Raw genomic sequence first — 25,918 nt, 5'->3', positions numbered from 1 at the left:
GTCAGTCATCGTGAGATAGACTAAATTCGAGACGTCGGACGGTGGGAGTGACAAATGTGGCGCGATTCAGATGGATTCGTTGATCACGGCGGCGGCGCGAGCGCTGGCGGCGGGTGATCCCCTCGGTGCGCTGAACCGGGTGGCCTTGCGCGACGACGCGGCAGCGCTCGCCTTGCGCGGCATTGCAATGGCGCAGCTCGGTGAGCTGGTGTTGGCCAGGACGCTGGTGCAACGGGCGGCGCGGGCCTTCGGGCCGAAGGAAAGCCTGGCGCGGGCGCGGTGTGTGGTCGCCGAGGCCGAGATCGCGCTGGCCTCGCGGGACCTCGGTTGGCCGGTGAAGAAACTCGACACCGCACGGCTGACGCTTGAGGCTCATGGCGATGCCGTCAATGCCGCCCATGCGCGCTATCTGGCGATCCGGCGCTTGTTGCTGATCGGGCAACTGGATGACGCCGAGCAACAACTCGCCGAACTCGACCCCGCGCCACTGCCGCCAGCCTTGCGCGCGGTGCATGAACTGGTCGCCGCCGGGATCGCCATGCGCCGCGTGCAATCCCATTTGGCGCGAGCGGCTTTGGCCCGCGCGCAGGAGGCCGCGCGGCAGGCCGCGATTCCCGCGTTATCTGCCGAAGTCGAACACGCTGTGCTGGTGTTGAACACGCCTGTGGCGCGACTCATTACCCATGGCCAAGAGCGGCCATTGTTGCTGGAGGAAGTCGAGGCATTGCTCGCCTCAACCTCGCTGGTGGTGGACGCGTGCCGTTACAGCGTACGTGGCGCCGGTATGTCGGTGGCCCTGGCCACGCGCCCGGTGTTGTTCGCCATCGCCCGGGCCTTGGCCGAAGCCTGGCCGGCCGACGTGTCGAGAGAAGCCCTGATCGCCCGAGCCTTTCGCCTGAAACTCAGTGACGAGTCCCATCGCGCCCGGCTGCGCGTCGAGGTCGGGCGGTTGCGGGCGGCCCTTGAACCCTTGGCCAGCGTGATCGCCACACCGCGCGGCTTTGAGTTGGTGGCGCAGGATGTGGTGCTGCTGGCACCACCTGTCGAAGAAAGATATGCCGCCGTGTTCGCTTTTCTCGCCGACGGTGAATCGTGGTCCAGCTCAGCCTTGGCGCTGGCACTCGGCACCAGTCAGCGCACGGTGCAACGAACCCTCGACACGCTGGCGGCGGACGGCAAGGTGCAGTCGTTCGGGCGCGGACGGGCGCGGCGCTGGATGACGCCCCCGGTGCCGGGTTTCGCGACGACTTTGTTACTCACGGCGCCGTTGCCCAGTGCTTAGGATCACCTCACCCACCCGTGACGAGGAACACCTCATGAAAAGCTCAGCAGCTGAAATCATCCGTGAATATGGGCCCTTTACTGGCGTCGACGCCGTGCATGGCGTCAGCTGGGACGGCCAGCATGTCTGGTTCGCCAGTGGCGAAAAACTCAACGCCCTCGACCCGGCCAGCGGTCAGACCGTGCGCTCGATCGATGTCACCGCTGATGCCGGCACTGCGTTCGATGGCGAGCACCTGTTCCAGATCGCCGCCGATCGCATTCAGAAAATCGACCCCAAGACCGGCCGCGTGCTCCACACCATTCCCGCACCCGGCAACAGCGACTCGGGCCTGACCTGGGCGGAAGGCACGCTATGGGTCGGGGAATACCGTGACCGCAAGATCCATCAGATCGACCCCGAAACCGGCAAGATTCTGCGCACCATCGAATCCAACCGTTTTGTCACTGGTGTGACCTGGGTCGAAGGCGCGTTGTGGCATGGTACGTGGGAAGGCGATGAGAGTGAGTTGCGCCGGGTTGATCCGGGCACGGGCGAAGTACTGGAAAGCGTGAAGATGCCGGTGGGCGTCGGTGTTTCCGGGCTGGAGTCCGATGGCGGTGATCAGTTCTTTTGCGGTGGCGGTGGGAGTGGCAAGGTAAGGTCGGTGCGGCGGCCGAAATGAGTTGGGTGTTTTTTAAGATCGAAAGATCGCAGCCTTCGGCAACTCCTACAGGAGCAATGCATTCCAACCGGAGGCTGCGATCTTGACGATTTCATGTCGGTGAAATTTCGTATGATTGGCGCTTCCCCTCGTCAGACACAAGGATCAACCCATGGCGTTAAGCAAACGCGACCAAACCCACATCGAACGTCGCCTGGTCGCTACCCTGACTGACGCGTGCGAGGCGGCCAAAGCAGAAATCGTCGGTTTCAGCTGGCTGACCCATGAGGTCGATTACAGCGTGTTCCCTTCCAGTTTGCGGGTGATCTGGGTGTTCGATACCGAGGCGCAGAAGGACCAGGCGCTGGCCAGCGGGCAGGGCGAGCGCATGGTCGCGCTGACGGCCACCGCACTCGATGAGGCGCAAGTACTCGTCAGCCCCGTAGCGGCTCATGTGCAGTTCGACTCAGAAGAACAATGCCAGCGCGTCAACGGCGGAAATTGGCAGCAACGCCTGGCGCGACGCCGTTCATAACGCGGCGCCGATCAACTTGAGGTACTCGGGGCTTTCAGAGATTGAATTGTGCCCCACCCCCGCAATCACCTTCATCGACGCCACGCCCTGGATGAATTGGCCATAGAGCCGCACCGTGCTTGAACGCGGAATCACTTCGTCATGTTCCGCCGCGATCAGCAGGGTCGGCACGCTGATGTGCGCCGCGTATTTCCCCGAATCAAAGGTGTCCTTCAACAACCACTTCACCGGAAAAATCGGGTACTGACGGGCTCCGAGTTCCAGCAGGCTGTTGTAGGGCGTGATCAGGATCAGCCGCGCCGCCGGGCGTTGGCTGGCCAGGCGAATCGCCACGCCAGTGCCGAGGCTGCGACCAACCACGGCCACCTGCGGGTGTTCGGCGTAGACCCGATCAAACAGATCAAGGGCATCGCGGGCGATGGCCTCCTCGGACGGTGAGCCGGAACTGCCACCGTAGCCTCGGTAGTGCAGCAGGTAGAGCGCTTGATCCGGGAAGGCTGCGGAAAACGAAGGCAGGTTTTGCGAGACATCCTCGGCATTGCCGCCGAAGTAGAGCAACGCCTTGGGGCCGTCGTGGGGCCTGACTGACACCTGCAAGTTCGCGTCTGCCACCGGCAGCGTGAGCACACTGTCGGGTGTGGCGTAGGCGCTGGGTTGCGGGAAGTAGATGAGCGAGCGCTGAAATACGAACAGCGCCACGCAGAGCAGCAGGTACAGGGCTGCAATCGCAATGAGGATGTACACCAGAATTCGTGACATGAGGCTGATTTTTCAGGGGGACAATCGCAGTCTAGTCCAACGCCAGATCAAAAGATCGCAGCCTTCGGCAGCTCCTGCGTGGGTCTATGTCCCCTGTAGATGCCGTTTGAACCAATCCAGCGTCCGACTCCACGCAAGCTTGGCGGCAGCCTCATCGTAACGAGGCGTGGAGTCGTTATGAAATCCATGATTCACCCCAGGGTAAATGTAGGCTTCATAGGTCTTGCCCGCAGCTTTCAACGCCTGCTCGAAAGCGGGCCAGCCTTCGTTGATGCGGGTATCCAGTTCGCCGTAGTGCAGCATCAGTGGTGCCTTGATTCGCGGCACGTCCTTGGTTTCGGGTTGACGGCCATAAAAAGACACCGCCGCGCCCAATTCCGGATAGGCCACGGCCGCCGCATTGACGACGCCACCGCCATAGCAAAACCCGGTGATACCGACTTTGCCGGTGCCCGCCGGGTGATTCATCAGCCACTCGATGGCGGCGAAAAAATCATTCATGAGTTTTTCCGGGTCGACCGTCAGTTGCAGCTCGCGGCCCTTGTCGTCGTTGCCAGGGTAGCCACCGACCGAGGTCAGGCCATCCGGGGCGAGGGCGATGAAGCCGGCCTTGGCCACGCGCCGGGCGACGTCCTCGATATATGGGTTGAGCCCACGGTTCTCATGCACGACCACCACCGCCGGCACCTTGCCCGTGGCTTTCGCCGGGCGCACCAGATAACCGCGAACCTGGCCATGGCCCTTGGGAGACGGGTAGGTGATGTACTCGGCGAGGATGTCCGGGTCGGTGAATTCCACTTGCTCGGCCAGGGCGTAATTGGGGCTCAGGGCGGCGAGCAGGGCGGAGGCGGTCAGGCCGCCGAGGGCAAACAACGCCGCGCGGTCGAGAAATTCCCGTCGGTTGATCTGGCCATGCACGTAGTAGTCGTAGAGTTCGAGCAACTCGGGGGCGAAGTCTTTGGCGGTCAGACGGCTCATTGGCGTGCTTCCTGTCGATGCGTGCTAGGCATTGGCCACTTTGGCAGTGCGGATGAACAGGGCGCGCACCTTGTCCCAGAAGTTGCCCCCCAACACGAAAAAGCTGCCGATCAGCATGAGATCGCCCAGCAGTTGCAATTGCCACAGGTTCGGCCGCAGCCCCGGCCAAATGCTGTCGACATAGGGTTCCAGAAACGCCGAAATCAACGGCAGGAAGAACATCACCAGGCCGATGCGATGCCGAATCGGGCCCACTTCGGTTTCCGCGCTGGGCGCCAGCGACGTCACGTAACCGAACACACTGCGCTTCAATTGCTGGAACCCGGCCTTGCCCATGACCGCGATGACCAGGATCAGCAGGACCTTGTTACTGATAAACAGCACACCGGTCAGCGCCGCGACCTTGGAGCCCGGCACCCCGACAGCCGCCGCCAGCGGCACCATCAGCCACGACCCCAACATCAAACACAAAATCACGATGCCCAGTTTGAAGCGCCAGCCGGCGGAGTGGGGTTGGGTGGTCATGAGCGTTGCACCTTTTTGATGGATCGTCGTGGTTTTAAGGGCCCTTGGAAAGCGTAGCAGCTGACTCCCAGGCGTGAGTAAGTCGGCAGCGCGTTTACCTCCGCTCGATTTTCTTTCGGGCGACTATGCTCCAGTCATCTTCCTTGGCCGGGAAACCATCCATGCCTTCACGTGCCGCCATGCTGATCCGGTCGGGACCGCTCCTGCTGCTGCTGCTGCTGCTCGGCCTCGGCGGCTGTGCGCGCGTCGGGCCGGACTTCCAGCCGCCCGGTGAGGAATGGGTCAAGCACTGGAGCACGCCGGCACTGGAGCACTCCAGCGAGCGGGGCGCGAGCCCGGACCTGCGCCAGTGGTGGCAAGTGTTCAATGACCCGGTGCTCGACCAGTTGATTACCGATGCGGATGCGCACAACTCCAGCCTGAAAATCGCTGGCCTGCGGGTGATGGAAGCGAGGGCGCAATTGGGCATCGCCCAGGCCGGGCGTTACCCGCAATTCCAGCAGGCCAGTGTCGATCTGCTTTACGCGGAGCGCCGGCAATACAGCGGCAGCAACCCGAAGAACAGCCGGTTCTGGCAATTCAGTGAAGGCTTCGACGTCGGTTGGGAGCTGGATTTCTGGGGCCGCTTCAGCCGGGCCATCGAGTCCTCGGATGCCAGCTACTTCGCCGCCCAGGCCAACTACGAAGACGTGTTGGTACTGCTGCGCGCTCAGGTGGCCGACACGTACTTTTCCCTGCGCACCACCGAGGCCCGCCTGCGGGTCGCCCGGGACAATACCCGGCAGCAAAAACGCAGCCTGGACATCACCCGCAAGCTGTTCGACAGCGGCCAGACCGCCGAACTCGACCTGCAACAGGCCAGGACGCAATACCTCGGCACGTTGGCCAGCATCCCCAGCCTCGAAGACCAACTGCATCGAACCCGCAATGTCCTGGCGGTGCTGACCGGGCAAGCGCCGGGTGAGCTGCCGCAAGTGACACCCAATGAAGAACTGATCCCGCTACTGGACCGCGCCGTACTGCAGGATGTGCCGGCCAACCTGTTGCTGCGCCGCCCCGATGTGCGCGCCGCCGAGCTGAATGTCGCCGCGCAATCGGCGCTGATCGGCGTCGCCGTCAGTGATTTTTATCCGTCGCTGACCTTGCTCGGCAGCATCGTCTGGACCGCCACTTCCGTGGGCGGCTCGCCGAACAATCTGGACTTTGTCGGCGGTCCGAGCCTGCGCTGGAACCTGTTCGATCACGGCCAGATCAGCAACAACGTGCGAGTGCAGGATGCGCGCTTGCAGCAATTGATCGAGTCCTACCGCGACACCGTGCGCCAGGCCGCCCGTGAAGCCGACGATGCCGCCAGCGGCTTGAGCCAATCCCTGGAACGCGAACGCATCCTGCGTCAGGCCGAGACGGCGGCCAAGCGTTCGCTGGTGCTGGCTCGCGCGCAGTACAGCGAAGGTTTTTCCGATTTTCAGCGGGTGCTGGATGCGCAACGGGCGTTGCTCGAACAACAGGACAACTACCTGGTCAGCCGCAGCAATGCCGTCAGTAATCTGATTGCTTTGTACAAGGCCCTGGGCGGTGGCTGGTACGCCGCCCAACCCCTCATCGATCGCACCACGCAAAAGCAAATGGAAAAACGCACGGACTGGGGCGACCTGCTCGACGAACCCGGTCTTACCCCTGCCAGACAAGGTGAACAACCATGAGTGAAGCCGCGCCGCCCTCTGTTGAAGCGCCTCCTGCAAAGGCGCCAGCACCGGCCGCCGATCCGGCCAGGAAAGGCATCAAGTGGGTGTTGCTGCTGATCCTCATCAGCCTCGCCTGGTACTTGCTGGCGGACCGCTTCACGCCTTACACGCAGCAGGCGCGGGTCGGGGCGTTTGTGATTCCGGTTGCGGCGGAAGTGGCGGGGCGGGTAATCCGGGTGAATGTGCGCAACAACCAGGATGTCCGGGCCGGGGACATTCTTTTCGAAGTCGATCCACAGCCGTATCAGATCGCCGTTGACCGCGCCCGCGCCGACCTTGAATCGACCCGCCGCCAGATCGGCGCCAGCACCGCCGGCATCGCCTCGGCACAAGCCTCATTGCGCGCGGCCCAGGCCAACGAACTGAGGATGCGCCAGGACAGTCAGCGGCTCGAAGGCTTGTACCGCGCCGATAAAGGCACGGTGTCGGTGCGGCTGCTGGAAGTGTCGCGGGCCAACCTCGAACAGGCCACCAGCCAGGTCGCCGCCGCCGAAGCCGAAGTGCAACGGGCCAAGGAGCAGGAGGGCGGTAGCGAGGCAGATAACGCCGTGCTGCGCAGCGCCGCGACGGCGTTGACGAAAGCCGAACTCGATTTGGCCAACACCCGAATCGGCGCGCGCTCGGCGGGGCTGATCACCGACCTGCGCACCGATGTCGGCCAGTTCGCCGCCGCCGGGAGTCCGGTGATGACCCTGATCGCCATCCATGACGTGTGGATCAGTGCCGATATGACCGAGAACAACCTGGGCCTGGTCAAACCCGACACGCCGGTCGCCATCGTGCTCGATGCGTTGCCCGGCGAAGTGTTCGGCGGCCGGGTGCGCAGCGTCGGCTACGGCGTCAGTGTCGGCCAGGGGACCACACCGGGCACCTTGCCGAGCGTGCAGAACAGCCGCGACTGGCTGCGCCCGGCCCAGCGTTTTCCGGTGGTGATCGAGTTCGATGAGGACGCCCTGAATGCCCTGCGCGACAGCCGTTCAATCCGCGCGGGCGGGCAGGCCGAAGTCATGGCGTTCCCGGCGCCGGGCAATCCGTTGAACCCGCTCGGCCGGGTGTTCTTGAGTCTGATGAGTTGGCTTTCGTATGCCTATTAAGCGCACGCCCCGCGATCAGCGTTCACTGCGCCTGGCCACCGGCACGGCGCTGTGCCTGGCTGCCAGTTTCGGCTTGGCGTTGCCGATTCCATTTCTCGCGCCGGTGCTGGCGCTGCTGTTCCTGGCCACGCTCAATCAGCCGTTGCCGCTCAAGGCCGGCGTGGTGCTGGCGTTGGTGGCGATGCTGACCACCGGCGTCGGCCTGCTGTTATTTCCATTGCTGCGCTATTACCCGGTCAGCGGGTTGTCGCTGATTGGTGTCGGTTTATTTGTGGTGTTTCGCTTTGGCTTGCGCGGTGGCAACAACCTGATCGTGACCTTTCTGGTGATCGGGCTGACCATGATTTCGGCGGCCGGCACCGCCAGTTTCGAACTGGCACTGCTGGTCATCGGCGCGCTGGTCAAGGGCTTGCTGCTCGCGGTGCTGGTGGTGACCGTGAGCCATGGGCTGTTTCCCGAGCCAGCCAATGCGCCGCCGTCGCCCGCCGCCCCGGCACTCGCCGCCGAAGACGTCGACCGGGTCGCGTTGCGCGCCACGCTGATCGTATTGCCGGCGTTCCTGTTGGCGCTGATCGATCCGGCCAGCTACCTGCCGATCATCCTCAAAGCGGTCAGTCTCGGTCAGCAGAGCTCCACCACCACCGCGCGCAACGCTGGCCGCGAATTGCTCGGTTCGACGCTGCTGGGCGGTGTGCTGGCGATCCTGTTCTGGTGCGCCCTGAGCCTGTTCGTGCACCTGTGGATGTTCTTTCTGTGGATGCTGCTGTTCGGCCTGGTGCTGGCGCGCAAACTCTACGCACTGAGCCCGACCCGGTTCAGCCCGGGGTTCTGGCTCAATACGACGATCACGCTGATCATTTTGCTGGGGCAGTCGGTGCAGGACAGCGCGGCCGGCAAGGACGTCTACACCGCGTTTGCGGTGCGCATGGGGTTGTTTATCGGGGTGACGGTGTATGCCGGCCTGATGGTTCATCTACTCGATCAGCGGCGCCAGGCGCCTGTCAGGAAGTGACCTGATAACCCCGCCCTTGCAGGCAACCGGTATACGCCGCTGAACTGTTCGTCGACGTGGTCTGTTGCTGGGCTCGACGTTGCTGGCGCTGCCGTGCACCGCCCACCACCGCCCCGGCCGCAGCAGTTTGCTGGGCGTTGTTTTGGCGGTAGGCCTGCTTGGCGTCATCACCGGCGTGATCATAAAACTCGTCGTGTTGACGCCCGCGCACCTCAGCACCCACAGCGCCAGCGGCAGCCCCCACGGCGGCACCGCGCAATCTTCCGCCGGTCGCAGGCGGTGCGGTCGAAGAGGCCTGACTGGCGGCCACGTTTTTGCAATCGCTCATGTCAGCTTGAACTTGCTGCGAACTCTGCCCTTTGAGGGGCACGACCGTTTCGGCCCAGCCCTGGGAGCAAGTAGCCGCCAACGCCACAAACAGACCGATGGAAGACAACCGTTTCATGATGACCTCCGACAGTAAAAAAACTAAAAAACGGGACAGATCTATTTAAGTCACAACCTGTGTAGCAGCTGGCGAAGCCTGCGTCCGGCTGCGAAGCAGTCGTAAAATCAGGCGGCGCGGTGTTTCAGGAGGACCGCGCACTCAGGTTTGACGACTGCTTCGCAGCCGGACGCAGGCTTCGCCAGCTGCTACAAAGAGCGTGTTTCACCTAGAAAAAGGGGACTGATCTATTTAAATCAATCCGACCGCGTTTGCCTCAGCTCTTCAATCGTCTCTAAAAAACGGGACAGATCTATTTAAGTCACGACCTGTGTAGCAGCTGGCGAAGCCTGCGTCCGACTGCGAAGCAGTCGTAAAATCAGGCGGCGCGGTGTTTCTAAAAAACGGGACAGATCTATTTAAGTCACGACCTGTGTAGCAGCTGGCGAAGCCTGCGTCCGGCTGCGAAGCAGTCGTAAAATCAGGCGGCGCGGTGTTTCAGGAGGACCGCGCTCAGGGTTGACGACTGCTTCGCAGCCGGACGCAGGCTTCGCCAGCTGCTACAAAGAGCAGAAAAAGGGGACTGATCTATTTAAATCAATCCGACCGCGTTTGCCTCAGCTCTTCAATTGTCTCGATCAACGCGTCATAGGACACAGGTTTGCCCAGGTGCCGGTCGAAACCGGATTTACGGGATTTCTCGACGTCGCTTTCCGCGCCATAACCGGTCAAGGCAATCGCCGGCACCTGCTTGATATGCGGTAGTTCGCGCAAGGCGCGCATCAGGTCGTGGCCGCTCATGCCGGGCATGCCCACGTCGGAGACCACCAGGTCGTATTGCCCGGTCTGGGCGGCTTCCAGCGCCTGGTGTGGTTCGGCGAAGGCGATGACCCGGGCATCTTCCATTTCCAGCAGCATCTTCATCGTTTCCAGCACGTCCCGCGAGTCGTCCACCAGCAGCACGGTGAGGCCGGCCAGGCGTCCGCACTGTTCGCCGGTCAGGGTCGATGGCGCCACCAGCTCACGGGGTTGGCTCAAGGGCAGGCGGACGGTAAAGGTGCAACCCAGGCCCAACCCTGGGGAGGTGACCTCGACACTGCCGCCATGGGCTTCGGTCAATTGCCGCACCAACGACAGGCCGATCCCCAGGCCATTCCGTTGATGGGTCGCGTGCTGGTTGGCCGCCTGACCGAACAGGTCGAACACTTCATTCAGACTATCGGCGCTCAAACCGACGCCGCTGTCCTGCACATCGAGCCGGGCCATGCCGGCCTCGCGGGTGCCGATCAAACGAATCTGGCCACCCTCAGGGGTGAACTTCAGGGCGTTGTTCACCAGGTTCCAGATGATCTGTTCGACCCGGGTCGGGTCGGCATCAATCACCAACGCTTCAGGCATTTGCAGCGTCACATCGACGCCGGGATGGGCATTGGTCACCACCAGATAGACGTCTTGCAGCATCCGGTTCAAATCCACGACGCTGCGCTTGAGACGCAGCTTGCCGGTGCGCACCCGGGCGACATCGAGCAAATCATCGATGATCCGTGCCTGGCTGCTCACCGCGTCGCAAATGGTGTTGACCGCTTTTTCCGCCGGTGCCGTCGTCTTGATCAGCGGCAGGCGCCGCAGCAGCTCGGCGTTGAGCTGAATCAGGTTCAGCGGATGCTTGAGTTCATGGGACATCACCGCAAAGAACTCGTCCTTCAAGTGGCTGCTGCTCTGGGTTTCCGCCAGTTGCTGGTTTTGTTCTTCATGCAGGCGCTTGTGCCCCGTCAGGTCCCGGGCAATTTTCACGTAGCCTTGAAGGTTGTCGCCGCGCAGCAGGGTGACTTCGCCACTGCAGAAGAAGCGGCTGCCGTCCTTGCGCAGGTGCCAGCGCTCGTCTTCGTTACGGCCGTTGATGCGCACCGTCGAGAGCTCGCTTTCCGGCACGCCGGCGGCACGATCTTCTTCGGAGAAAATGAAGTCGTAATAGGCGCCTTCGGCCTCGGATTTCTTATAGCCGAAGATCAATTCCGCGCCTTTGTTCCAGGTGGTGATGATGCCCAGTTCATCGAGGGTGATGATCGCGTAGTCACGGGTGCTTTCGGCGACCAGGCGCATGCGTTCTTCACCCATGCGCAATTCTTCTTCGGCGGCATGGCGCTTGGTGATGTCGATGAAGGTCAGCACGGTGCCGTCGATGTGGTCGGCGCTGGAGCGGTAAGGCAGGAGGCGGGCGATGTACCAGCGATTGTCGGTGCTGCTGACTTCGCGCTCGATCATGTTCAACGACTCGAACACTTGCGCCGCGTCACCCGCCAGGTCTTCATAGTCCAGGCGATGGGTGATGTCGAGCAACGAGCGTCCGGTGTCCACCGGCAACATGCTGAAGATATCGGTGGCCCGGGGCGTGAACCATTTGATGCGCATGTTGCTGTCGACAAACACCGTGGCAATGTCGGTGGAGGCGATCAGGTTGGTCAGGTAATCGTTGATCTTGTCGGTTTCTTCGACTTTGGTTTTCAGCTCGAAGTTGACGGTCAGTAGCTCTTCGTTGATCGACTGCAGCTCTTCCTTGCTGGTTTCCAGCTCTTCGGTGGCCGAGCGCAGTTCTTCGTTGATCGCCTGCATTTCTTCGTTGGAAGCCTTGAGCTCTTCGCTGGAGACTTCCGATTGTTCGATGGTGTCCTGCAACTGCAACTTGGTGCGTTGCAACTCCCGTTCAAGGTTGGACAGCACCTGGTTTTCGGATTGCAGCATCGTGGAATTCGACACTTCAGAAGGGTCGACTTCGACTTCTTCGAACATCAGCAGGACGAACTCGTTGTCCGATTCTTCGTCACGGTAGGGGTGGGCCGCCAGGTCGACGCGATAGCTGCGCTCCTCACGCTTGATCGCCACCGTGCGCGACTTGACCATCTGGCTGCCTTGTTGCGCCTGGAACAGCGTCGTGCGTACTTCCAGGCGCAACTCCGGAAGGATCAGCGTCAACAAATTGCGCGACAGCTCGCCGCCGACATGGCGCAGAAAACGTCCTGCGGTTTCGCTCATGTGCAGGATGTCGGCATTGGCGTCGACGATCATGCTCGGTGGTGCCGAGTATTCCTGCGCGCGTTGGTGAATATCGGCAAACGACAGTTTGCGCGGCTTTTGGCTGGCTGGGGCCTGGTGGGTAATGTCGCTTCGCACATAGCCTCCACGGGGCATGGTCGGGGCGCGTCGGCTACTGCCGGTGCCAGTCTTGGCCCGGAAGATCCGGTTGCGCTTGTCGACCGGGGCAAACAGGTCGTGGCAGGCGTCCGCGCTCTCGGAAGTACCCAGGAACAGGAAGCCGCCAGGGCGCAGGGCAAAGTGGAACATCTGCAGGATCTCCCGTTGGACTTCGCGGTCCAGGTAGATCAGCAGATTGCGACAGACGATCAGGTCCATGTGCGAGAACGGCGGATCGGACAGCAGGCTGTGCTTGGCAAACAAGACCTTTTCGCGCAGCTCTTTACGAATTCGGTAGTGCTGGTTTTCTTTGGCGAAATAGTGGCGCAGCCGCGTCGGCGGTACATCGGTGATGATGGCTTGCGGGTACAACCCGCTGCGCCCGACGCTGATCGCGCGCTCGTCGATATCGGTGGCGAACAATTGCAACGACGCCTGGCTGGCGTCCAATTGCATCTGATCGTTGACCAGCATCGCCAGGCTGTAGACCTCTTCACCGGTGGAGCAGCCCGCCGACCAGATGCGGATTTCTTCGTTTTCCGGGTGGGCCGACACGGCGGCGCTGACCAGTTGCGGCACCACGTCGCGCTCCAGCGCTTCGAAGGCCTCGCGGTCGCGGAAGAAATTGGTCACGCCGATCAGCATGTCGGCCAGCAACGCCTTGGTTTCTTCGGGGCTGCTCAGCAGGTAGCCATAGTAGGCGGCGAGGTCGGGCTGCGCGGTGACCTGCATCCGCCGTTCGATACGACGCAACACGGTGGCGCGCTTGTAGTGCTTGAAGTCGTGACCGGTGCCGGCGCGCAACTGAATCAGCACGTCCCGCAGCACTTGTTCGGCCGCCGCCGCGTCGCGCTCGGCAACCGAGGCGATGGTTTGCAGGTCGGAGTCGTTGGCTGTTGGCAAGGAAATCGCCTTGGCATTGCGCCACAACTCCAGCAGCTTCTGCGGCATCTCCACGACGGGTAGCACCAGGTCGACCATCTGAGTGTCGATGGCCGCCCGGGGCATGCCGTCGAACTCGGCGTCTTCCGGCGCCTGGGCCAGGGTCACGCCACCTTGTTCCTTGATGCGTGACAAGCCGACCGCGCCATCCGAGCCGGTGCCGGACAACACCAGGCAAAACGCCCGTTCACGGTGCACATCGGCCAGGTCGCGGAAGAACAGATCAATGGCCGAGGTACGGCCCAGGCGCGGGTCGGATGGGCTGACCTCAAGGTAACCGTCATTCATCGTCAGCCGATGGGCGGGTGAAATGACATAGACGTGATTCTTTTCGATGGCCACCGATTCGGTGACCTGCAGGACCGGCATCTGGGTCGATTCCTGGATGATCTTGTCGGCAATGCTTTCGTGGTCCGGCGACAGGTGAAGAATGATCACGAACGCCATGCCGTTGTCCTGGGGCATGTTCTCGAAAAACAGTTTGATCGCTTGCAGACCCCCGGCGGACGCACCAATGCCGACCACACCAAAATCGAGTGGGTGCAGCGGGTGTTGCCTGGACTGGGCAACTTGGGTTGTCGGGTCGGGTGAATTCGTCATGGATAAATGCCTTGAAAGGCGACGTCTAGACGCCGCGGCAAAAGGGTGAGGCTGCTCCTGCCTTGGCAGTCATCGGCAGGGCTATTTATATTCAGCAGTCGCAATCAGTTAAGTGCAGGTCATCAACGCTAACTTGGCCGGCGGGAAATTTAGCATTCTATTCGCAATTCGCGTGGACGTTTCGTGGGGGACTGAGTCGACCAATCATTACCCTCAGGGCGCACTGACTCAGTGTTTCAAGCTTAGCCGATTATCAAGGGATAAGTTGCGACCGAGAAGGTTCCTCGTCGCCCGGTAAATAGGGCTCGGCGCGGACAAAACCTGTGGCGAGGAGGCTTGCTGAGGCGAGGGAACAAGCCCCCTCGCCACAGGGGATCGCGTTGTCTCAATGCCCACCCACCACCATCTGCGTAAACGGCGACACATACGCCTGCAACGTCACCAGCCCGCCGACCAGGATCGCCAGCACGATGGAGTGGAAGAACACATAACGCAGAATCTCCCCTTCATGCCCGTACCAGCGGGTAGCCGTGGAGGCGACCACGATTGACTGGGCATCGACCATCTTGCCCATGACCCCGCCGGAACTGTTGGCCGCGGCCATCAACACCGGGCTGATCCCCAGCTGTTCCGAGGTCACCCGCTGCAAGCCGCCGAACAGCACGTTGGAGGCCGTGTCCGAGCCGGTCAGCGCCACGCCGAGCCAGCCGAGCAGGGTGCCGAACATTGGGTAGAAAATCCCGGTGGCGGCAAAGGCCAGGCCCATGGTGGCGTCCAGTCCCGAGTAGCGCGTGAGGTAGCCGAGGGCGAGCATCGCCGCAATGGTGATCAGCGAATACCGCACCACCCACAGGGTGCGCAGGTACTGGCGTGCCAGTTGCGGGATCGAATAGCCCATCAGCAGCCCACCGAAGATAGCCGCGAAGAAAATGCCGCTGCCGGTGGCGGTGAACCAGGTGAACTTGTAGATCGCGTCTTCGGTTTTCGGCGTCGGTACCACCGGCGGCACTTTTTCGACTTGCTGGTGCAGGGTGGTGAAGGTCAGGGCCGGGGAAAAGATCGGATTGGCCTCACGCAACGGCTTGCCTTGCGGGTCGAGGGTGGCGGAATGGGTTTGCGGGTCGATGACGGCGCGGGTATCGAACATGTTTTTGAAGCCTTGGGTGCCCCAGGCAAACACAAACACCGTGAGGATGATCCACGGCATCCACGCGCGCATGACCGCCGGTTTGGCGTCGCCGGAAAAGGTCGCGCTGGCCTCGGTTTTTTGCTCGTGCTCCGGGTCGATTTTCGAGTTATCGACGCGCCCCGACAGGGCCGCCGAAGTGTGCACAGTGGCCGGTTTCCACACCTTGAGGAACCCGGTCAGGCACGCCATGGAAATCAGCGCGGCGATCACGTCCACCAGCATCGGTCCGTGATAGTTGGAAACGAGGAACTGCGGCACGGCAAAACTGACCCCGGCCACCAGAATCGCCGGCCAGATTTCCAGCATCTTGCGCCAGCCGGCAAAGGCCCAGATCAACCAGAACGGCACCAATACCGAGAAAAACGGCAGTTGCCGACCGACCATCATCGACAGCTCCATTTCATCCAGCCCGGTGACCTTGGCCAGGGTGATGATCGGCGTACCGAGGGCGCCGAAGGCCACCGGCGCGGTGTTGGCGATCAACGCCAGGCCCGACGCCGCCAGCGGCGAGAAGCCCAGGCCGATCAGAATCGCCCCGGTCACCGCCACCGGCGTGCCGAACCCGGCCGCGCCTTCGAAGAACGCGCCGAAACAGAAGGCGATCAGCAGCAATTGCAGGCGCCGGTCGTCGGTGATCCGCGCCAGGGAATCCTGTAGCACTTTGAACGAGCCGTTCTCGGTGGTCAGCCGGTGCAGGAAGATGATGTTGAGCACGATCCAGCCAATCGGCAGCAGGCCGTTGGCCGCGCCAAACAGCGCCGCCGTACCGGCCATGTTCGCTGGCATGCCGAAGGCGAAAATGGCGATCAGCAAGGCTGAGGCCAGGGCCAGCAGCGCCGCCAGGTGCGCCTTGACATGGAAGAACGCCAGGGAGGCCAGCATCACCACCACCGGCACTGCTGCCATGATGGTCGAGATCACCGGGTTGCCGAACGGGTCGTAGATTTGCTGCCAGACCATGTTCCACCTCTGCTTTTTATTGTTGGAGGCGCAGATCCTTTGCGGGTTGGTTGCGTGGAGTATAGGTGGCATTTGGCCGCTGTCTTGGCGACTGTTATGGCTGAGCTAACATGACTCAGGCGTGATTCGTTCACCCACGACAACAAGAGGATGCAGCAATGACCGAGCGCCATATGGTCCACACGGAAACCCTGTCGAACGGCTGCAAGATTGAGGTCAAGGCCAAGATATTGCGGGATGGTTCGTTGGAGATGTTTATCGGCGTCTATGGGCCGGACGGTAAGGTCATTGATGAAGACCACGACCCCAAACCGCACCTGCTCGATATGGAAGATGCGCTGGAATGGGCCATCGAAAAGGCGCGGACCATCGGCAACAGTCAGAAAACGTTGTAATGCGCAGTGTTGATCGCGCAATTACACCGCCACGACTTGCCGCTTGAATTTCAGATACAGCGTCATCCCATGGTTGACGTAGGTCGTCGTCTTCTCAGGGTCTTGCTTCTTCGGAGCCTTGTTGCGGGTAACATCCGCTGTCTTCCAAACGCCGAAGGCGATGACTTCTGTATTCGCGGGATATTGCTGTAGCCAGGTTGCATCGCTATGGCCGATGCTGACAGGAAAGGTCATTACTTCACCCGTAGTGCTTTCGAAGTAGTTCACTTGATGCAAGGTGAGAAAGTTGTTCTTCGCCCCGGGTCTGACGGCAGAGAAGTCCTCGACCGTACCTACTAATGCGAAAGGGTGACATGGGTCGCCGCGTGATTTGAGCATTGCCCATGCTTGCGCATAGCGGTTGCGCCATTGCGGTTTGTTAGCGGGGCAATGGATCTGTGAAATGAGCCGTAAGTGGGTCTAGTGGTAGGGCCATTGAGGTCATAGGATGCTCACACATCCTGATCAATCGGCCGGTTGTCAGATCCCGATCAAAAAATTCCAAGAGCGTTTTCCTTAACCGAAAACGGATCCTCATGAAGTTAATCCTGAGTTATTCGGCTGCCTGGAAATCGGTTGCCGTCATGCTGTCGGCTGCACTGTCATCCGCCTGCAAACCGCCCACCCGCGTGGACTTTATCAAGTACCCGTCGTTGCGGCAGAAGTGGTCGATGATCTGCGATGCCCGCAGTAACGCCGCTGAACTCAACGCCAAGGGTTGCGACAACTTGCGTCAGTGGCAGAGCGCCAATCAACAGCCCGGTTTGATGAATCAGAACCTGGGCAAATGAGGACCGGATGGACGCGTTAGTAGCCCTTTAGTAGCATCGGCCACTTTCATCGCGCCTGCGCGTCAAGGATGATCCATGTCAGCTTTCCCACCGCGCATGTGGCCAATGATCGCCCTATGCGCATTGCTCAGCGGTTGCAGCCTCAACGGTTCCTATCCCGAGGTCGTTGACCCCAACCCCGCCAAACTGCGCTTTGTCGCCAATGTCGACAATGCCAGCCTCATGCTTTTCACCGCTGAACGCTGCCAGGGCTACACCACGGGCGTGCTTAATAATGTGTTTGCCCGCGACACTTCACGGCGGGTGGGCATGAGCTTTGCGCCTCCGGCCGATGCGCGGGGATACCTGGAAATCAAGCTCAAGCCCGAACAACCGGCCTTTCTGATGGTGTGCGGTTCGCCGGCGTTCAACCTCACGCCTGCGCCCGGCGCTGAATATGAGCTGAAGGTCGATTCGGTGAAATCCCGATGTGTGGTGTCCTTGCAGCAGGTCGAGCGAGTGGACGGCAAGACCCTGCGCACCTCGCTGCCTCTGGAGCACAAGGGCCTGGCCGCTTGCACGGGGACATCGCCGATCTTCCCGGTGGTGCCATTACCCGATACGCCGCAGCGCGTGGTAATGATCGATCGCATCATCAATGCCAGCATCACTGCGGACATGAAAGTCGACTCCGCCGAGGTGACGCGTCTGCGTAGGCCGCCCGATAAACTCGAGCAGCAGATCAGCACGCGCAAGGCGCAGTTGTGGTTCACTTTTCCGGAGGAGTACTGGGCTCAATACCGACGCAACTTCAGGACCTTCGATCATGAGATGAGCCAGGTCAACGCGCAGGCATTGGCGCGTTATCGGGAGGAGTTCGGGCTGCGCCTGCGACAGTTCGATGATCAGACGCTGGACGCGTGGCAGGGACCGGTCGCCGAGCAACTGACCCAGGAAATGCGCGAGTTTTACCTCAGCACTGACACCCAGCTGGCGCATCAAGCGTTCCGTCGTTTGGTAACGCCCATGGCCGAGCTGGACGACCAATACGGTGTTTGCCTGCGTTCAACGTCGTGCTGGAAATGGAATGTGCACTAAAACGTGAAGCTGCGAGACGAACGTGGCGCCTGTTGCGCCAGTTCAGTGTCGAGCAAATGCTCGACCAGCACATCGTTCAAAAAGCGGAATTGATCATTCAGCCCGACCACTTCGTTGCTGAAATGGTTGGCGGCGGCCGGCATCAGCACGTCTTCGAACTGTGGGTCGAACACCAGCGCGATCTCTTTGCGTGAAACCACGTGTTGCGAATAGTAGTTGCTGCCGAACACCGGGAAACTCACGGCCAGGGTAACGATGCGGATCATGACGGGTGCTCCTCGGTGTGGCCGATGTCCAGGAAAAAGCGCGAGAACAGGGTCAGCGTGACGGCGGTCAGGGCCAGGCAGGTCAGGAGATGGATCAACATGATGTGCCCCTCCGATGCGGGGTTTGGGTTGCGTATGGGGCGATCCTGCGCCGGTCGGTTTTTTTGCGGAAGGCATTCGTTACGATGGTGGATATCGACGTGAATGATGGTGAAGGTTTTTTCATCGATGGCGGTGCCAAATCTGTAGGAGCAAGGCTTGCCCGCGATGGCGGCATAAACGGCACCACAAATCACCAGACGAACGGCCAAAACCCTCAACCTATACTCAACTCAATAGTCTTATAAGCCCCGGGCATTTCGTTCGGGAGCGCCTTCAGGACACCGCGATCTTGAACCTGCGTTCGCTGATCGTCGCCGTGATGCTGGTGTTGGCGGGATGCGCCATGTCTACGCGCGCCCCGGAAGTGGCGCCGGTCGTGATGGTGTCGCCGAGCACCTGGCAGCAGGTGGACCGGGAGATCGTCGCCGCGTCGCAGTCGGCCACCGAGCAGACCAAGATCTACGCCCGTGGTGCCATGGATTACTGGCGCACGCGGGTCTATCAACTGACCGAAGAGAACTTCATTCCCTGGTTCAGCAGTTACTGGACCCAGGAATGGCTATCGATGAAGGTCAGTTGGTACACGCTCAGCGCTGCGGGCGAGCAGGACGCTTCGGCCAAGCGCCTGGCGGCGTATCTGCTGGAGCAATACCAGCAACGGGTGCTGGCGCCGGTCGCGGTGGAAATCGACCCTGACGCGATTCTCGGCCTGGCCACGGCGTTCTACGTGGACATTGTTCAGGAAGAATTACAGAAAATTTCCCAGCGTCACGGCATTCCCATGGCGCAGCTCAACGGTCGCCTCCAGAAAATCCCCGCCATCGCCCTCGGCCCGCCGCCGGCCCGGGACGCCTCGCTCTTTCAGGTGGTGCACACCGAGCCGCTGAATACATTGCCGGCCTACGCGGCGCTGATCGACAAGATCCACAAGGCGGGCGGTGACAAGGGCGTGGATTCGACCGACACCGCCATGGCCCCAGTGGCCAAGCGCGCCAGCCAGCGGATGGAGGCCGAACTGCCTTCGCGCGGGGCCGCCAGTGCGGTGGCGGCGGCGGCAGGCAAACTGGCCGGAGGCTTGATCACCATTGGGGTCGCCGGGATTCGCGCGATCATCCGGGCCAATGACCGGCCGGACAGCGAGGCGCTGATTCGCAGCAGTCTGGGCAACACCTTCGACAAGGCCTGGACCAAGCTGGTGCAGAACCCGACGACCGGTGTCATGGCGGGTACGCTGTACATGGCCGCGCAAATCGAGGGCAACCTGGCGGGGAGCGCTGAAGTACCGTCGGTCAGTTCGAGCGGTGGCGCTGTCGATTGGAGCCCGGGTGGTTCGACTATTCAACAGATCGACCCCTAACCCAGCAGGAGAACGACCATGTCTTACGTAGATGGCTTTATCGCTGCAGTGCCCACCGCCAACCGCGAAAAATTCAAGAAACACGCCGAGGACGCCGCCGTGATCTTCAAAGAGAACGGCGCCCTGAGCGTCGTCGAATGCTGGGGCGATGACGTGCCCGACGGCAAGGTCACCTCGTTTCCGATGGCGGTGAAACTCAAGGAGGACGAAACGGTGATCTTTTCCTGGATCGTCTGGCCCGACAAGGCCACCCGCGATGCCGGGATGCAGAAACTCATGGACGATCCGCGCATGCAACCGGACGTCAATCCGATGCCATTCGATGGGCAGCGCCTGGTGTTTGGCGGATTCAACATCATCGTGCAGGCCTGACAACGAGCGCAGGTTCACTCATGCGCCGGGGTGATCCTGCAACTCTTGCGGTTGCGGATCTCGTTGTCCGTCGGCCGCTCCCGCACAAACTCGAAACGCGGCTCACCTTCGCTATAGTGAACCAGCCAGCCCCATTCCAGCTCGGCCTCGTCCTGACCGGGCTGCGGCGGCGTCGCCCACCATGGCTCTTTGCTGATGATCTCTCGCATGGCGCCCTCCGGTTGATTGGGTTGGTTCAACTATAACGTGCATGTCAGGAGGTGCCAGGCGTGAGCGACGAATCCCATGAACCGCTCAAGCGGCTGTTTTTCGCCTTGAGCTGCGCCCCCGAGCCGCGCCGAGCGATTGTCCAGTGGCGCAGCGCTCTGCAACTGCGCAGCGGACGCCCGGTACCAGTGGAAAATTTTCACCTGACCTTGATGTTTTTAGGCGCAGTGGGCGTGGCGCAAATTGCCGATCTCTGCACCGCGGCGGCGAATGTGCGGGTGCCGGGTGTGCCGTTGCGGGTGGTGCTGGATCGGCTGGATGTCTGGCGCAAGCACGGGGTTCTGGTGCTGGTGCCGGAAGAGGCGCCGCCGGAGTTGTTGCGGCTGGTTTATGGCTTGGAACAAGCGATGTTGCCGTTCGGGTTTGAGGACGCGCCCAAGGAGTTTCGGCCGCACCTGACCTTGATGCGCGACTATCGCTTGCCGGTGCCTGAGTCTGAATCACCGCCCGAATTTATCCTGCGGGCGGATCGCTTCACTCTGTTCGAATCCCATAAGGGCCATTACCGAGCCCTCGCCGAATGGCCGCTGCTGTCCCAGGATCAAAAAAAGGCGCCCGGAGGCGCCTGAAGTTCACCTTAACCGAGGAGCCAGGTGAGGCCGTTCACAGCAGGTGCAGCGGTGGTAAGGCGCTGCGTGAACGGAAGAGAGGAGCCGCCGAGCGTTCCCACGCGACCCGGCGTGATCGTTCCGACGCTCCGCGTGGGAATGCAGCCCGGGACGCTCCGCGTCCCATCCAGAACCGAACGCGGAGCGTGCGCGGAGGCATTCCCACGCAGAGCGTGGGAACGATCGGGGTGTCAGTTATTTACCGAGCTTCACGCGGGTCCAACCCCGGGTCATTACGCGCTGAACGCCAATCGGCATATCCGGAATCGCATACAGCGTCGCCATCACAGCCTGCGACGGGTATGACCCCGGTTCATCACGAATCGCTTCATTCACCAACGGTGTCGCCGCCGCATTGGCGTTGCTGTAGCCGATGTCGTTGGTGATGCCGGCGATGATGTCCGGGCGCATCAGGAAGTTCATGAACAGGTAAGCATTCTCGACGTTGGCCGCGTCCCGCGGGATGGCGACCATGTCGTAGAAACTGCCGGCGCCTTCCTTCGGAATGCTGTAGTCGATTTTTACCGTGTCGCCGGCTTCCTTGGCGCGGGCCTTGGCCTGCAACACATCGCCGGAGTAACCGACGGCCACGCAGATGTTGCCGTTGGCCAGGTCGGAGATGTACTTCGAGGAATGGAAGTACGCCACCGACGGCCGAATCTTCATGAACAGCGCTTCGGCTTCAGCGATCTGCGCCTTGTCCTGGGAATTCACCGGGTAGCCCAGATAGTGCAGGGCGGCCGGCAGCATCTCGGTCGGCGAATCAAGGAAACTGATCCCGCAAGCTTTGAGTTTTTCCGCGTTTTCCGGTTTGAACAGCAGGTCCCAGGAGTTGGTCGGCGCATTCGCCCCGAGCACTTCCTTGACCTTGGCCGGGTTGAAACCGATGCCGATCGAGCCCCACATGTACGGGAAGGCGTGAGCGTTATCCGGGTCGCTGGCCGAGGCGTTTTTCAGCAGTACAGGGTTGAGGTTTTTCCAGTTCGGCAGCTTCGATTTGTCCAGCGTCTGATAGACGCCGGCCTTGATCTGCTTGGCCAGGAAACTGTTGGACGGCACCACGATGTCGTAGCCGGATTTACCCGCGAGCAGGCGTGCCTCAAGGGTTTCGTTGCTGTCGAACACATCGTAGGTCACGCGGATACCGGTCTCGTCCTCGAACTTCTTGACCGTGTCCGCAGCGATGTAATCCGACCAGTTGTAAACGCGCAGAACCTTGTCGCCGGCCTGGGCAACCGAAGCCATGGCGCCCAGTAAGGACAGTGTCAGCAGAGTCCTGCCAAACATTTTCATCGGTACAACTCCATTTCTTTTTTATTCAAATACGCAAAACAATTGCAGTCTCGGCGCACCCCTCGTAGCAGCTGGCGAAGCCTGCGTTCGGCTGCGAAGCAGTCGTAAAACCTGCGAATTCAATCTTCCTGAAAGAACCGCAGAGTCTGAATTCACGACTGCTTCGCAGCCGAACGCAGGCTTCGCCAGCTGCTACAAAGTGTGCGTGCTGCAGGCCCTTAGGCCGTTGCTTCGACTCGTTGGTTTTTCTGTGGCTGCCAGGATTCGCTGGCGGTCTGGTCCATCGCTTCCTGGATCGCCCGTTTGCGGGTGGCTTCGGCGCGGCGGCTGAAGTACCAGACCATGAAGGTTACGATCGATACCGCGAGCAGAATTAGACTGGCCACAGCGTTGATCTCAGGTTTAACCCCCAGACGCACCGCCGAGAACACTTCCATCGGCAAAGTCGTCGAACCTGGACCCGATACGAAACTCGCCAACACCAAGTCATCCAGCGACAAGGCAAACGACATCATCCCGCCCGCCGCCAACGAAGGCGCGATCATCGGAATAGTGATCAGGAAGAACACCTTAAACGGCCGCGCACCCAAGTCCATGGCCGCTTCTTCAATCGACAGATCCAGCTCACGCAAGCGCGCCGACACCACCACCGCCACATACGCGGCACAGAACGTGGTGTGGGCGATCCAGATCGTCACCAGACCGCGTTCCTTCGGCCAGCCGATCAGCTGCGCCATGGCCACGAACAGCAGCAACAGCGACAGGCCGGTGATCACTTCCGGCATCACCAACGGCGCCGTGACCAAACCACCAAACAACGTACGGCCCTTGAAGCGAGTCACCCGAGTCAAGACGAACGCCGCCAATGTCCCCAGCGCCACCGCCGCAATCGCCGTGTAGCAGGCGATTTCCAGCGAGCGCACCACCGAGCCCATCAGTTGCGTGTTGTCGAGTAAACCGGCGTACCACTTCAGCGACCAGCCGCCCCACACTGTCACCAGTTTCGAGGCGTTGAACGAGTAGATCACCAGGATCAGCATCGGCAAGTAGATAAACGACAGGCCGAAAATCAGCATGAACTTTGAAAATCCGAAGCGTTTCATCCCCGTGCCTCCATCTCTTTGGCCTGGCTGCGGTTGAACAGCAGAATCGGCACAATCAGGATCAACAGCATCACCACCGCCAGGGCAGACGCCACCGGCCAGTCGCGGTTATTGAAGAACTCTTGCCACAGCACGCGACCGATCATCAGCGTCTCGGGGCCACCCAGCAGTTCCGGAATCACGAACTCGCCGACCACCGGAATGAACACCAGCATGCAGCCGGCGATGATGCCGTTCTTGGCCAGCGGCACGGTGATTTTCCAGAAGTTGTTGAAGTTGCTCGAACCGAGGTCCGAGGCCGCTTCCAACAGGCTTTCATCGTGTTTGACCAGGTTGGCGTACAGCGGCAATACCATGAACGGCAGGTAGGCGTAGACCACGCCGATGTACACCGCCGTGTTGGTGTTGAGGATCTCGATTGGCGCCGAGGTCAGCCCGGTCCACATCAGGAAGGCGTTGAGCAAACCGTTGTTGCTGAGGATGCCCATCCACGCGTAGACGCGGATCAGGATTGCGGTCCAGGTCGGCATCATGATCAACAGCATCAGGACGTTTTGCGTTTCCTTTTTCGCCTTGGTAATCGCGTAGGCCATCGGGAAACCGATCACCAGGCACATCAAGGTGCTGAGCAGCGCCACTTTCAGCGAACCGAGGTACGCCGAGATGTACAACTCATCCTGGGTCAGCAGGCTGTAGTTGCCGAGGTTGAGCAGCAGCTGGAATTTCTGCTCGGCGAAGGTGTAAATCTCCGAGTACGGCGGAATCGCCAGCGCTGCTTCCGAAAAGCTGATCTTCATCACCAGAAAGAACGGCAGCATGAAGAACAGGAACAGCCAGATGAACGGAATGCCGATCACCAGTTTGCGCCCGCTGGGGACCAGTCTCAGGAATTGCTGATTGAAGGTTTTCATGAGCGCAGTACCACGCCGCTGTCGTCTTCCCACCACACGTAGACTTGATCGTCCCAGGTCGGACGTGCGCCCCGGCGTTCGGCGTTGGCCATGAACGACTGCACGACTTTGCCGCCGGGCAGTTCGACGTAGAACACCGAGTGGCCGCCGAGGTAGGCGATGTCATGCACCTTGCCTTTGGACCAGTTGTAGCGCTGCTCCGGCTTGAGCGTGCTGACCAGCATTTTTTCCGGGCGGATGGCGTAGGTGATCGACTTGTCCTGCACCGAGGTGCTGACGCCGTGACCGACGTAAATCTTCTGCTCCAGGTCCGGACTGTGGATGATCGCGTGACCTTCAAGGTCTTCCACAACGGTGCCGTCGAAGGCGTTCACGTTGCCGATGAATTCACAGACCATGCGGCTGACTGGCGCTTCGTAGATGTCCACCGGGCTGCCGATCTGGGCGATCCAGCCGAGGTGCATGATCGCGATGCGCTCGGCCATGGTCATGGCTTCTTCCTGGTCGTGGGTCACCATCACACAGGTCACGCCGACCCGCTCGATGATCTGCACCAGTTCCAGTTGCATCTGCGACCGCAGTTTTTTATCCAGCGCGCCCATGGGTTCGTCGAGCAACAACAGCTTCGGACGTTTGGCCAGGGAGCGGGCGAGGGCGACGCGCTGACGCTGGCCGCCGGACAACTGATGGGGTTTGCGTTTGGCGTATTGGGTCATGTGCACCAGGCGCAGCATCTCTTCCACACGGGCGTCGATTTCGCTGGCGGACAAGCGATCCTGCTTCAAACCGAAGGCGATGTTCTGCGCCACCGTCATGTGTGGGAACAGCGCGTAAGACTGGAACATCATGTTGATCGGCCGCTCGTAGGGCGGCATGTCGGTGATGTCGACACCGTCGAGCAAGATTCGCCCTTCGGTCGGGCGCTCGAAGCCTGCAAGCATGCGCAGCAGGGTCGATTTGCCCGAACCGGAGCCACCGAGCAGGGCGAAGATTTCGCCTTGATGGATCTCCAGGGACACATCGTCCACCGCGGTGGTTTCGTCGAACTTCTTGGTCACGCGATCGATTTTCACCAAGACCTTTTTCGGTGCCTGGTGACCTTCAAGAGCCTTCCTGTAAGTGCTGGAGGCATTTGCCATGTGAAACTCCCAACAGGTTTCAGTCGTCGGGCCAACGCGGCCTGACTTAATAGTTGATTGCAAGCCTGTGTCGTACGGTGCCAATCCATTCAAACTCGGTCCCTTGTAGGAGCGAGGCTTGCCCGCGAGGACGGCGTGTCAGTCGCCATCATCGTTGCCCGACAAACCGCTTTCGCGAGCAAGCTTCGCTCCTACAGGGGTATTGCGTTTGGTTCGCTGGCCCATACCGCTCGGGCTTATTCGGCGCCGCCGTCCTGGCTGCCTGGTGGTGCTTGTTGTTGTCTTGTTGCGTTTTTTACGCGTGAAGAAGCAGCGCGC

At 61.0% G+C, this 25,918-nt stretch carries 26 protein-coding genes; 12 read left to right on the top strand and 14 right to left on the bottom strand.

Annotated elements, in window-relative coordinates:
* Positions 1-70: 70 nt before the first annotated feature.
* The 3 genes from HKK53_RS07735 to HKK53_RS07725 all read left to right on the top strand — a co-directional run bounded on the left by HKK53_RS07735 (position 71) and on the right by HKK53_RS07725 (position 2,460).
* A complete protein-coding gene (locus HKK53_RS07735) occupies positions 71-1,282 on the top strand; it encodes a helix-turn-helix domain-containing protein (protein ID WP_169370305.1) in 1,212 nt (403 codons plus the stop codon).
* A gap of 34 nt (positions 1,283-1,316) precedes the next feature.
* Complete coding sequence (locus HKK53_RS07730) at positions 1,317-1,946, top strand: Vgb family protein (protein WP_169370304.1); 630 nt, start codon at positions 1,317-1,319, stop codon at positions 1,944-1,946.
* A 151-nt stretch (positions 1,947-2,097) separates the two neighbouring features.
* Entirely contained in the window at positions 2,098-2,460 is a 363-nt protein-coding gene (locus HKK53_RS07725; RefSeq protein ID WP_169370303.1) for a hypothetical protein, read from the top strand.
* Here HKK53_RS07725 and HKK53_RS07720 read toward each other — a convergent pair.
* The 3 genes from HKK53_RS07720 to HKK53_RS07710 all read right to left on the bottom strand — a co-directional run bounded on the left by HKK53_RS07720 (position 2,455) and on the right by HKK53_RS07710 (position 4,722).
* Positions 2,455-3,219, bottom strand: a complete 765-nt coding sequence (locus tag HKK53_RS07720; protein ID WP_169370302.1) for an alpha/beta hydrolase — start codon at positions 3,217-3,219, stop codon at positions 2,455-2,457. The two genes, HKK53_RS07725 and HKK53_RS07720, sit on opposite strands and share 6 nt — an antisense overlap.
* Before the next feature lie 84 nt (positions 3,220-3,303).
* A complete protein-coding gene (gene yghX, locus HKK53_RS07715) occupies positions 3,304-4,197 on the bottom strand; it encodes a YghX family hydrolase (protein WP_169370301.1) in 894 nt (297 codons plus the stop codon).
* Positions 4,198-4,221: 24 nt separating this feature from the next.
* Positions 4,222-4,722: a transporter suffix domain-containing protein gene (locus HKK53_RS07710; RefSeq protein WP_169370300.1), complete on the bottom strand. Its 501-nt coding sequence runs from the start codon at positions 4,720-4,722 to the stop codon at positions 4,222-4,224.
* Between the two features lie 179 nt (positions 4,723-4,901).
* Here HKK53_RS07710 and HKK53_RS07705 point away from each other — a divergent pair, with 179 nt between their 5' ends.
* Genes HKK53_RS07705 through HKK53_RS07695 form a run of 3 tightly spaced genes read left to right on the top strand, consistent with a single transcriptional unit; the run spans position 4,902 to position 8,573 of the window.
* Positions 4,902-6,425, top strand: coding sequence for an efflux transporter outer membrane subunit (locus tag HKK53_RS07705; RefSeq protein WP_169374201.1), 1,524 nt, complete (start codon positions 4,902-4,904; stop codon positions 6,423-6,425).
* Positions 6,422-7,561 (top strand): HlyD family secretion protein, encoded by a 1,140-nt coding sequence (locus HKK53_RS07700; RefSeq protein WP_169370299.1) that lies wholly within the window; start codon positions 6,422-6,424, stop codon positions 7,559-7,561. Before HKK53_RS07705 ends, HKK53_RS07700 begins: the two co-directional genes overlap by 4 nt.
* Positions 7,551-8,573 (top strand): DUF2955 domain-containing protein, encoded by a 1,023-nt coding sequence (locus tag HKK53_RS07695; protein WP_169370298.1) that lies wholly within the window; start codon positions 7,551-7,553, stop codon positions 8,571-8,573. Before HKK53_RS07700 ends, HKK53_RS07695 begins: the two co-directional genes overlap by 11 nt.
* Here HKK53_RS07695 and HKK53_RS07690 read toward each other — a convergent pair.
* The 3 genes from HKK53_RS07690 to HKK53_RS07680 all read right to left on the bottom strand — a co-directional run bounded on the left by HKK53_RS07690 (position 8,563) and on the right by HKK53_RS07680 (position 15,880).
* Positions 8,563-9,018: a YMGG-like glycine zipper-containing protein gene (locus tag HKK53_RS07690; protein ID WP_169370297.1), complete on the bottom strand. Its 456-nt coding sequence runs from the start codon at positions 9,016-9,018 to the stop codon at positions 8,563-8,565. The two genes, HKK53_RS07695 and HKK53_RS07690, sit on opposite strands and share 11 nt — an antisense overlap.
* A 576-nt stretch (positions 9,019-9,594) precedes the next feature.
* Positions 9,595-13,731 (bottom strand): CheR family methyltransferase, encoded by a 4,137-nt coding sequence (locus HKK53_RS07685; RefSeq protein ID WP_169370296.1) that lies wholly within the window; start codon positions 13,729-13,731, stop codon positions 9,595-9,597.
* A 385-nt stretch (positions 13,732-14,116) separates the two neighbouring features.
* A complete protein-coding gene (locus HKK53_RS07680; RefSeq protein WP_169370295.1) occupies positions 14,117-15,880 on the bottom strand; it encodes an L-lactate permease in 1,764 nt (587 codons plus the stop codon).
* 158 nt (positions 15,881-16,038) lie between these two features.
* On the opposite strand from HKK53_RS07680, the gene HKK53_RS07675 reads away from it, so the two are divergent.
* A complete protein-coding gene (locus HKK53_RS07675; RefSeq protein ID WP_169370294.1) occupies positions 16,039-16,275 on the top strand; it encodes a hypothetical protein in 237 nt (78 codons plus the stop codon).
* A 21-nt stretch (positions 16,276-16,296) separates the two neighbouring features.
* On the opposite strand, the gene HKK53_RS07670 is transcribed toward HKK53_RS07675, so the two are convergent.
* Positions 16,297-16,653, bottom strand: coding sequence for a hypothetical protein (locus HKK53_RS07670; protein ID WP_169370293.1), 357 nt, complete (start codon positions 16,651-16,653; stop codon positions 16,297-16,299).
* Positions 16,654-16,850: 197 nt separating this feature from the next.
* Here HKK53_RS07670 and HKK53_RS07665 point away from each other — a divergent pair, with 197 nt between their 5' ends.
* Both HKK53_RS07665 and HKK53_RS07660 read left to right on the top strand, forming a co-directional pair.
* Complete coding sequence (locus HKK53_RS07665; RefSeq protein ID WP_169370292.1) at positions 16,851-17,105, top strand: hypothetical protein; 255 nt, start codon at positions 16,851-16,853, stop codon at positions 17,103-17,105.
* Positions 17,106-17,180: 75 nt separating this feature from the next.
* Positions 17,181-18,182, top strand: a complete 1,002-nt coding sequence (locus tag HKK53_RS07660) for a hypothetical protein (RefSeq protein ID WP_169370291.1) — start codon at positions 17,181-17,183, stop codon at positions 18,180-18,182.
* On the opposite strand, the gene HKK53_RS07655 is transcribed toward HKK53_RS07660, so the two are convergent.
* Together HKK53_RS07655 and HKK53_RS07650 are read right to left on the bottom strand one after the other, a co-directional pair.
* Entirely contained in the window at positions 18,179-18,448 is a 270-nt protein-coding gene (locus HKK53_RS07655) for a hypothetical protein (protein WP_169370290.1), read from the bottom strand. The two genes, HKK53_RS07660 and HKK53_RS07655, sit on opposite strands and share 4 nt — an antisense overlap.
* Complete coding sequence (locus HKK53_RS07650) at positions 18,445-18,759, bottom strand: hypothetical protein (protein WP_169368742.1); 315 nt, start codon at positions 18,757-18,759, stop codon at positions 18,445-18,447. The genes HKK53_RS07655 and HKK53_RS07650 overlap by 4 nt, the downstream gene beginning before the upstream one ends.
* A gap of 80 nt (positions 18,760-18,839) precedes the next feature.
* On the opposite strand from HKK53_RS07650, the gene HKK53_RS07645 reads away from it, so the two are divergent.
* On the top strand, positions 18,840-19,907 hold the full coding sequence (locus HKK53_RS07645) for a hypothetical protein (protein ID WP_169370289.1): 1,068 nt from the start codon (positions 18,840-18,842) through the stop codon (positions 19,905-19,907).
* Positions 19,908-19,925: 18 nt separating this feature from the next.
* Positions 19,926-20,279 carry a DUF1428 domain-containing protein gene (locus HKK53_RS07640; protein WP_169370288.1) on the top strand — a complete coding sequence of 118 codons (354 nt, stop codon included), beginning with the start codon at positions 19,926-19,928 and terminating at the stop codon, positions 20,277-20,279.
* A 14-nt stretch (positions 20,280-20,293) separates the two neighbouring features.
* Here the strand turns inward: HKK53_RS07640 and HKK53_RS07635 are convergent, their stop codons facing one another.
* A complete protein-coding gene (locus HKK53_RS07635; RefSeq protein ID WP_169370287.1) occupies positions 20,294-20,488 on the bottom strand; it encodes a hypothetical protein in 195 nt (64 codons plus the stop codon).
* 60 nt (positions 20,489-20,548) lie between these two features.
* Here HKK53_RS07635 and thpR point away from each other — a divergent pair, with 60 nt between their 5' ends.
* Positions 20,549-21,115 carry an RNA 2',3'-cyclic phosphodiesterase gene (gene thpR, locus HKK53_RS07630; protein ID WP_169370286.1) on the top strand — a complete coding sequence of 189 codons (567 nt, stop codon included), beginning with the start codon at positions 20,549-20,551 and terminating at the stop codon, positions 21,113-21,115.
* 234 nt (positions 21,116-21,349) lie between these two features.
* Here the strand turns inward: thpR and HKK53_RS07625 are convergent, their stop codons facing one another.
* From HKK53_RS07625 to potA, 4 genes are all read right to left on the bottom strand, one after another.
* Positions 21,350-22,447 carry a polyamine ABC transporter substrate-binding protein gene (locus tag HKK53_RS07625; RefSeq protein ID WP_169370285.1) on the bottom strand — a complete coding sequence of 366 codons (1,098 nt, stop codon included), beginning with the start codon at positions 22,445-22,447 and terminating at the stop codon, positions 21,350-21,352.
* 218 nt (positions 22,448-22,665) lie between these two features.
* On the bottom strand, positions 22,666-23,550 hold the full coding sequence (locus tag HKK53_RS07620) for an ABC transporter permease subunit (RefSeq protein WP_169370284.1): 885 nt from the start codon (positions 23,548-23,550) through the stop codon (positions 22,666-22,668).
* Positions 23,547-24,461, bottom strand: coding sequence for an ABC transporter permease subunit (locus tag HKK53_RS07615; RefSeq protein ID WP_123509047.1), 915 nt, complete (start codon positions 24,459-24,461; stop codon positions 23,547-23,549). Before HKK53_RS07615 ends, HKK53_RS07620 begins: the two co-directional genes overlap by 4 nt.
* Positions 24,458-25,600: a polyamine ABC transporter ATP-binding protein gene (gene potA, locus HKK53_RS07610; protein ID WP_149658484.1), complete on the bottom strand. Its 1,143-nt coding sequence runs from the start codon at positions 25,598-25,600 to the stop codon at positions 24,458-24,460. The genes HKK53_RS07615 and potA overlap by 4 nt, the downstream gene beginning before the upstream one ends.
* Between the last annotated feature and the right edge of the window lie 318 nt (positions 25,601-25,918).

The organism is Pseudomonas sp. ADAK7 (genome assembly GCF_012935675.1).
Classification (GTDB): domain Bacteria; phylum Pseudomonadota; class Gammaproteobacteria; order Pseudomonadales; family Pseudomonadaceae; genus Aquipseudomonas.
This window is presented reverse-complemented; position numbering and strand designations above follow the sequence as displayed.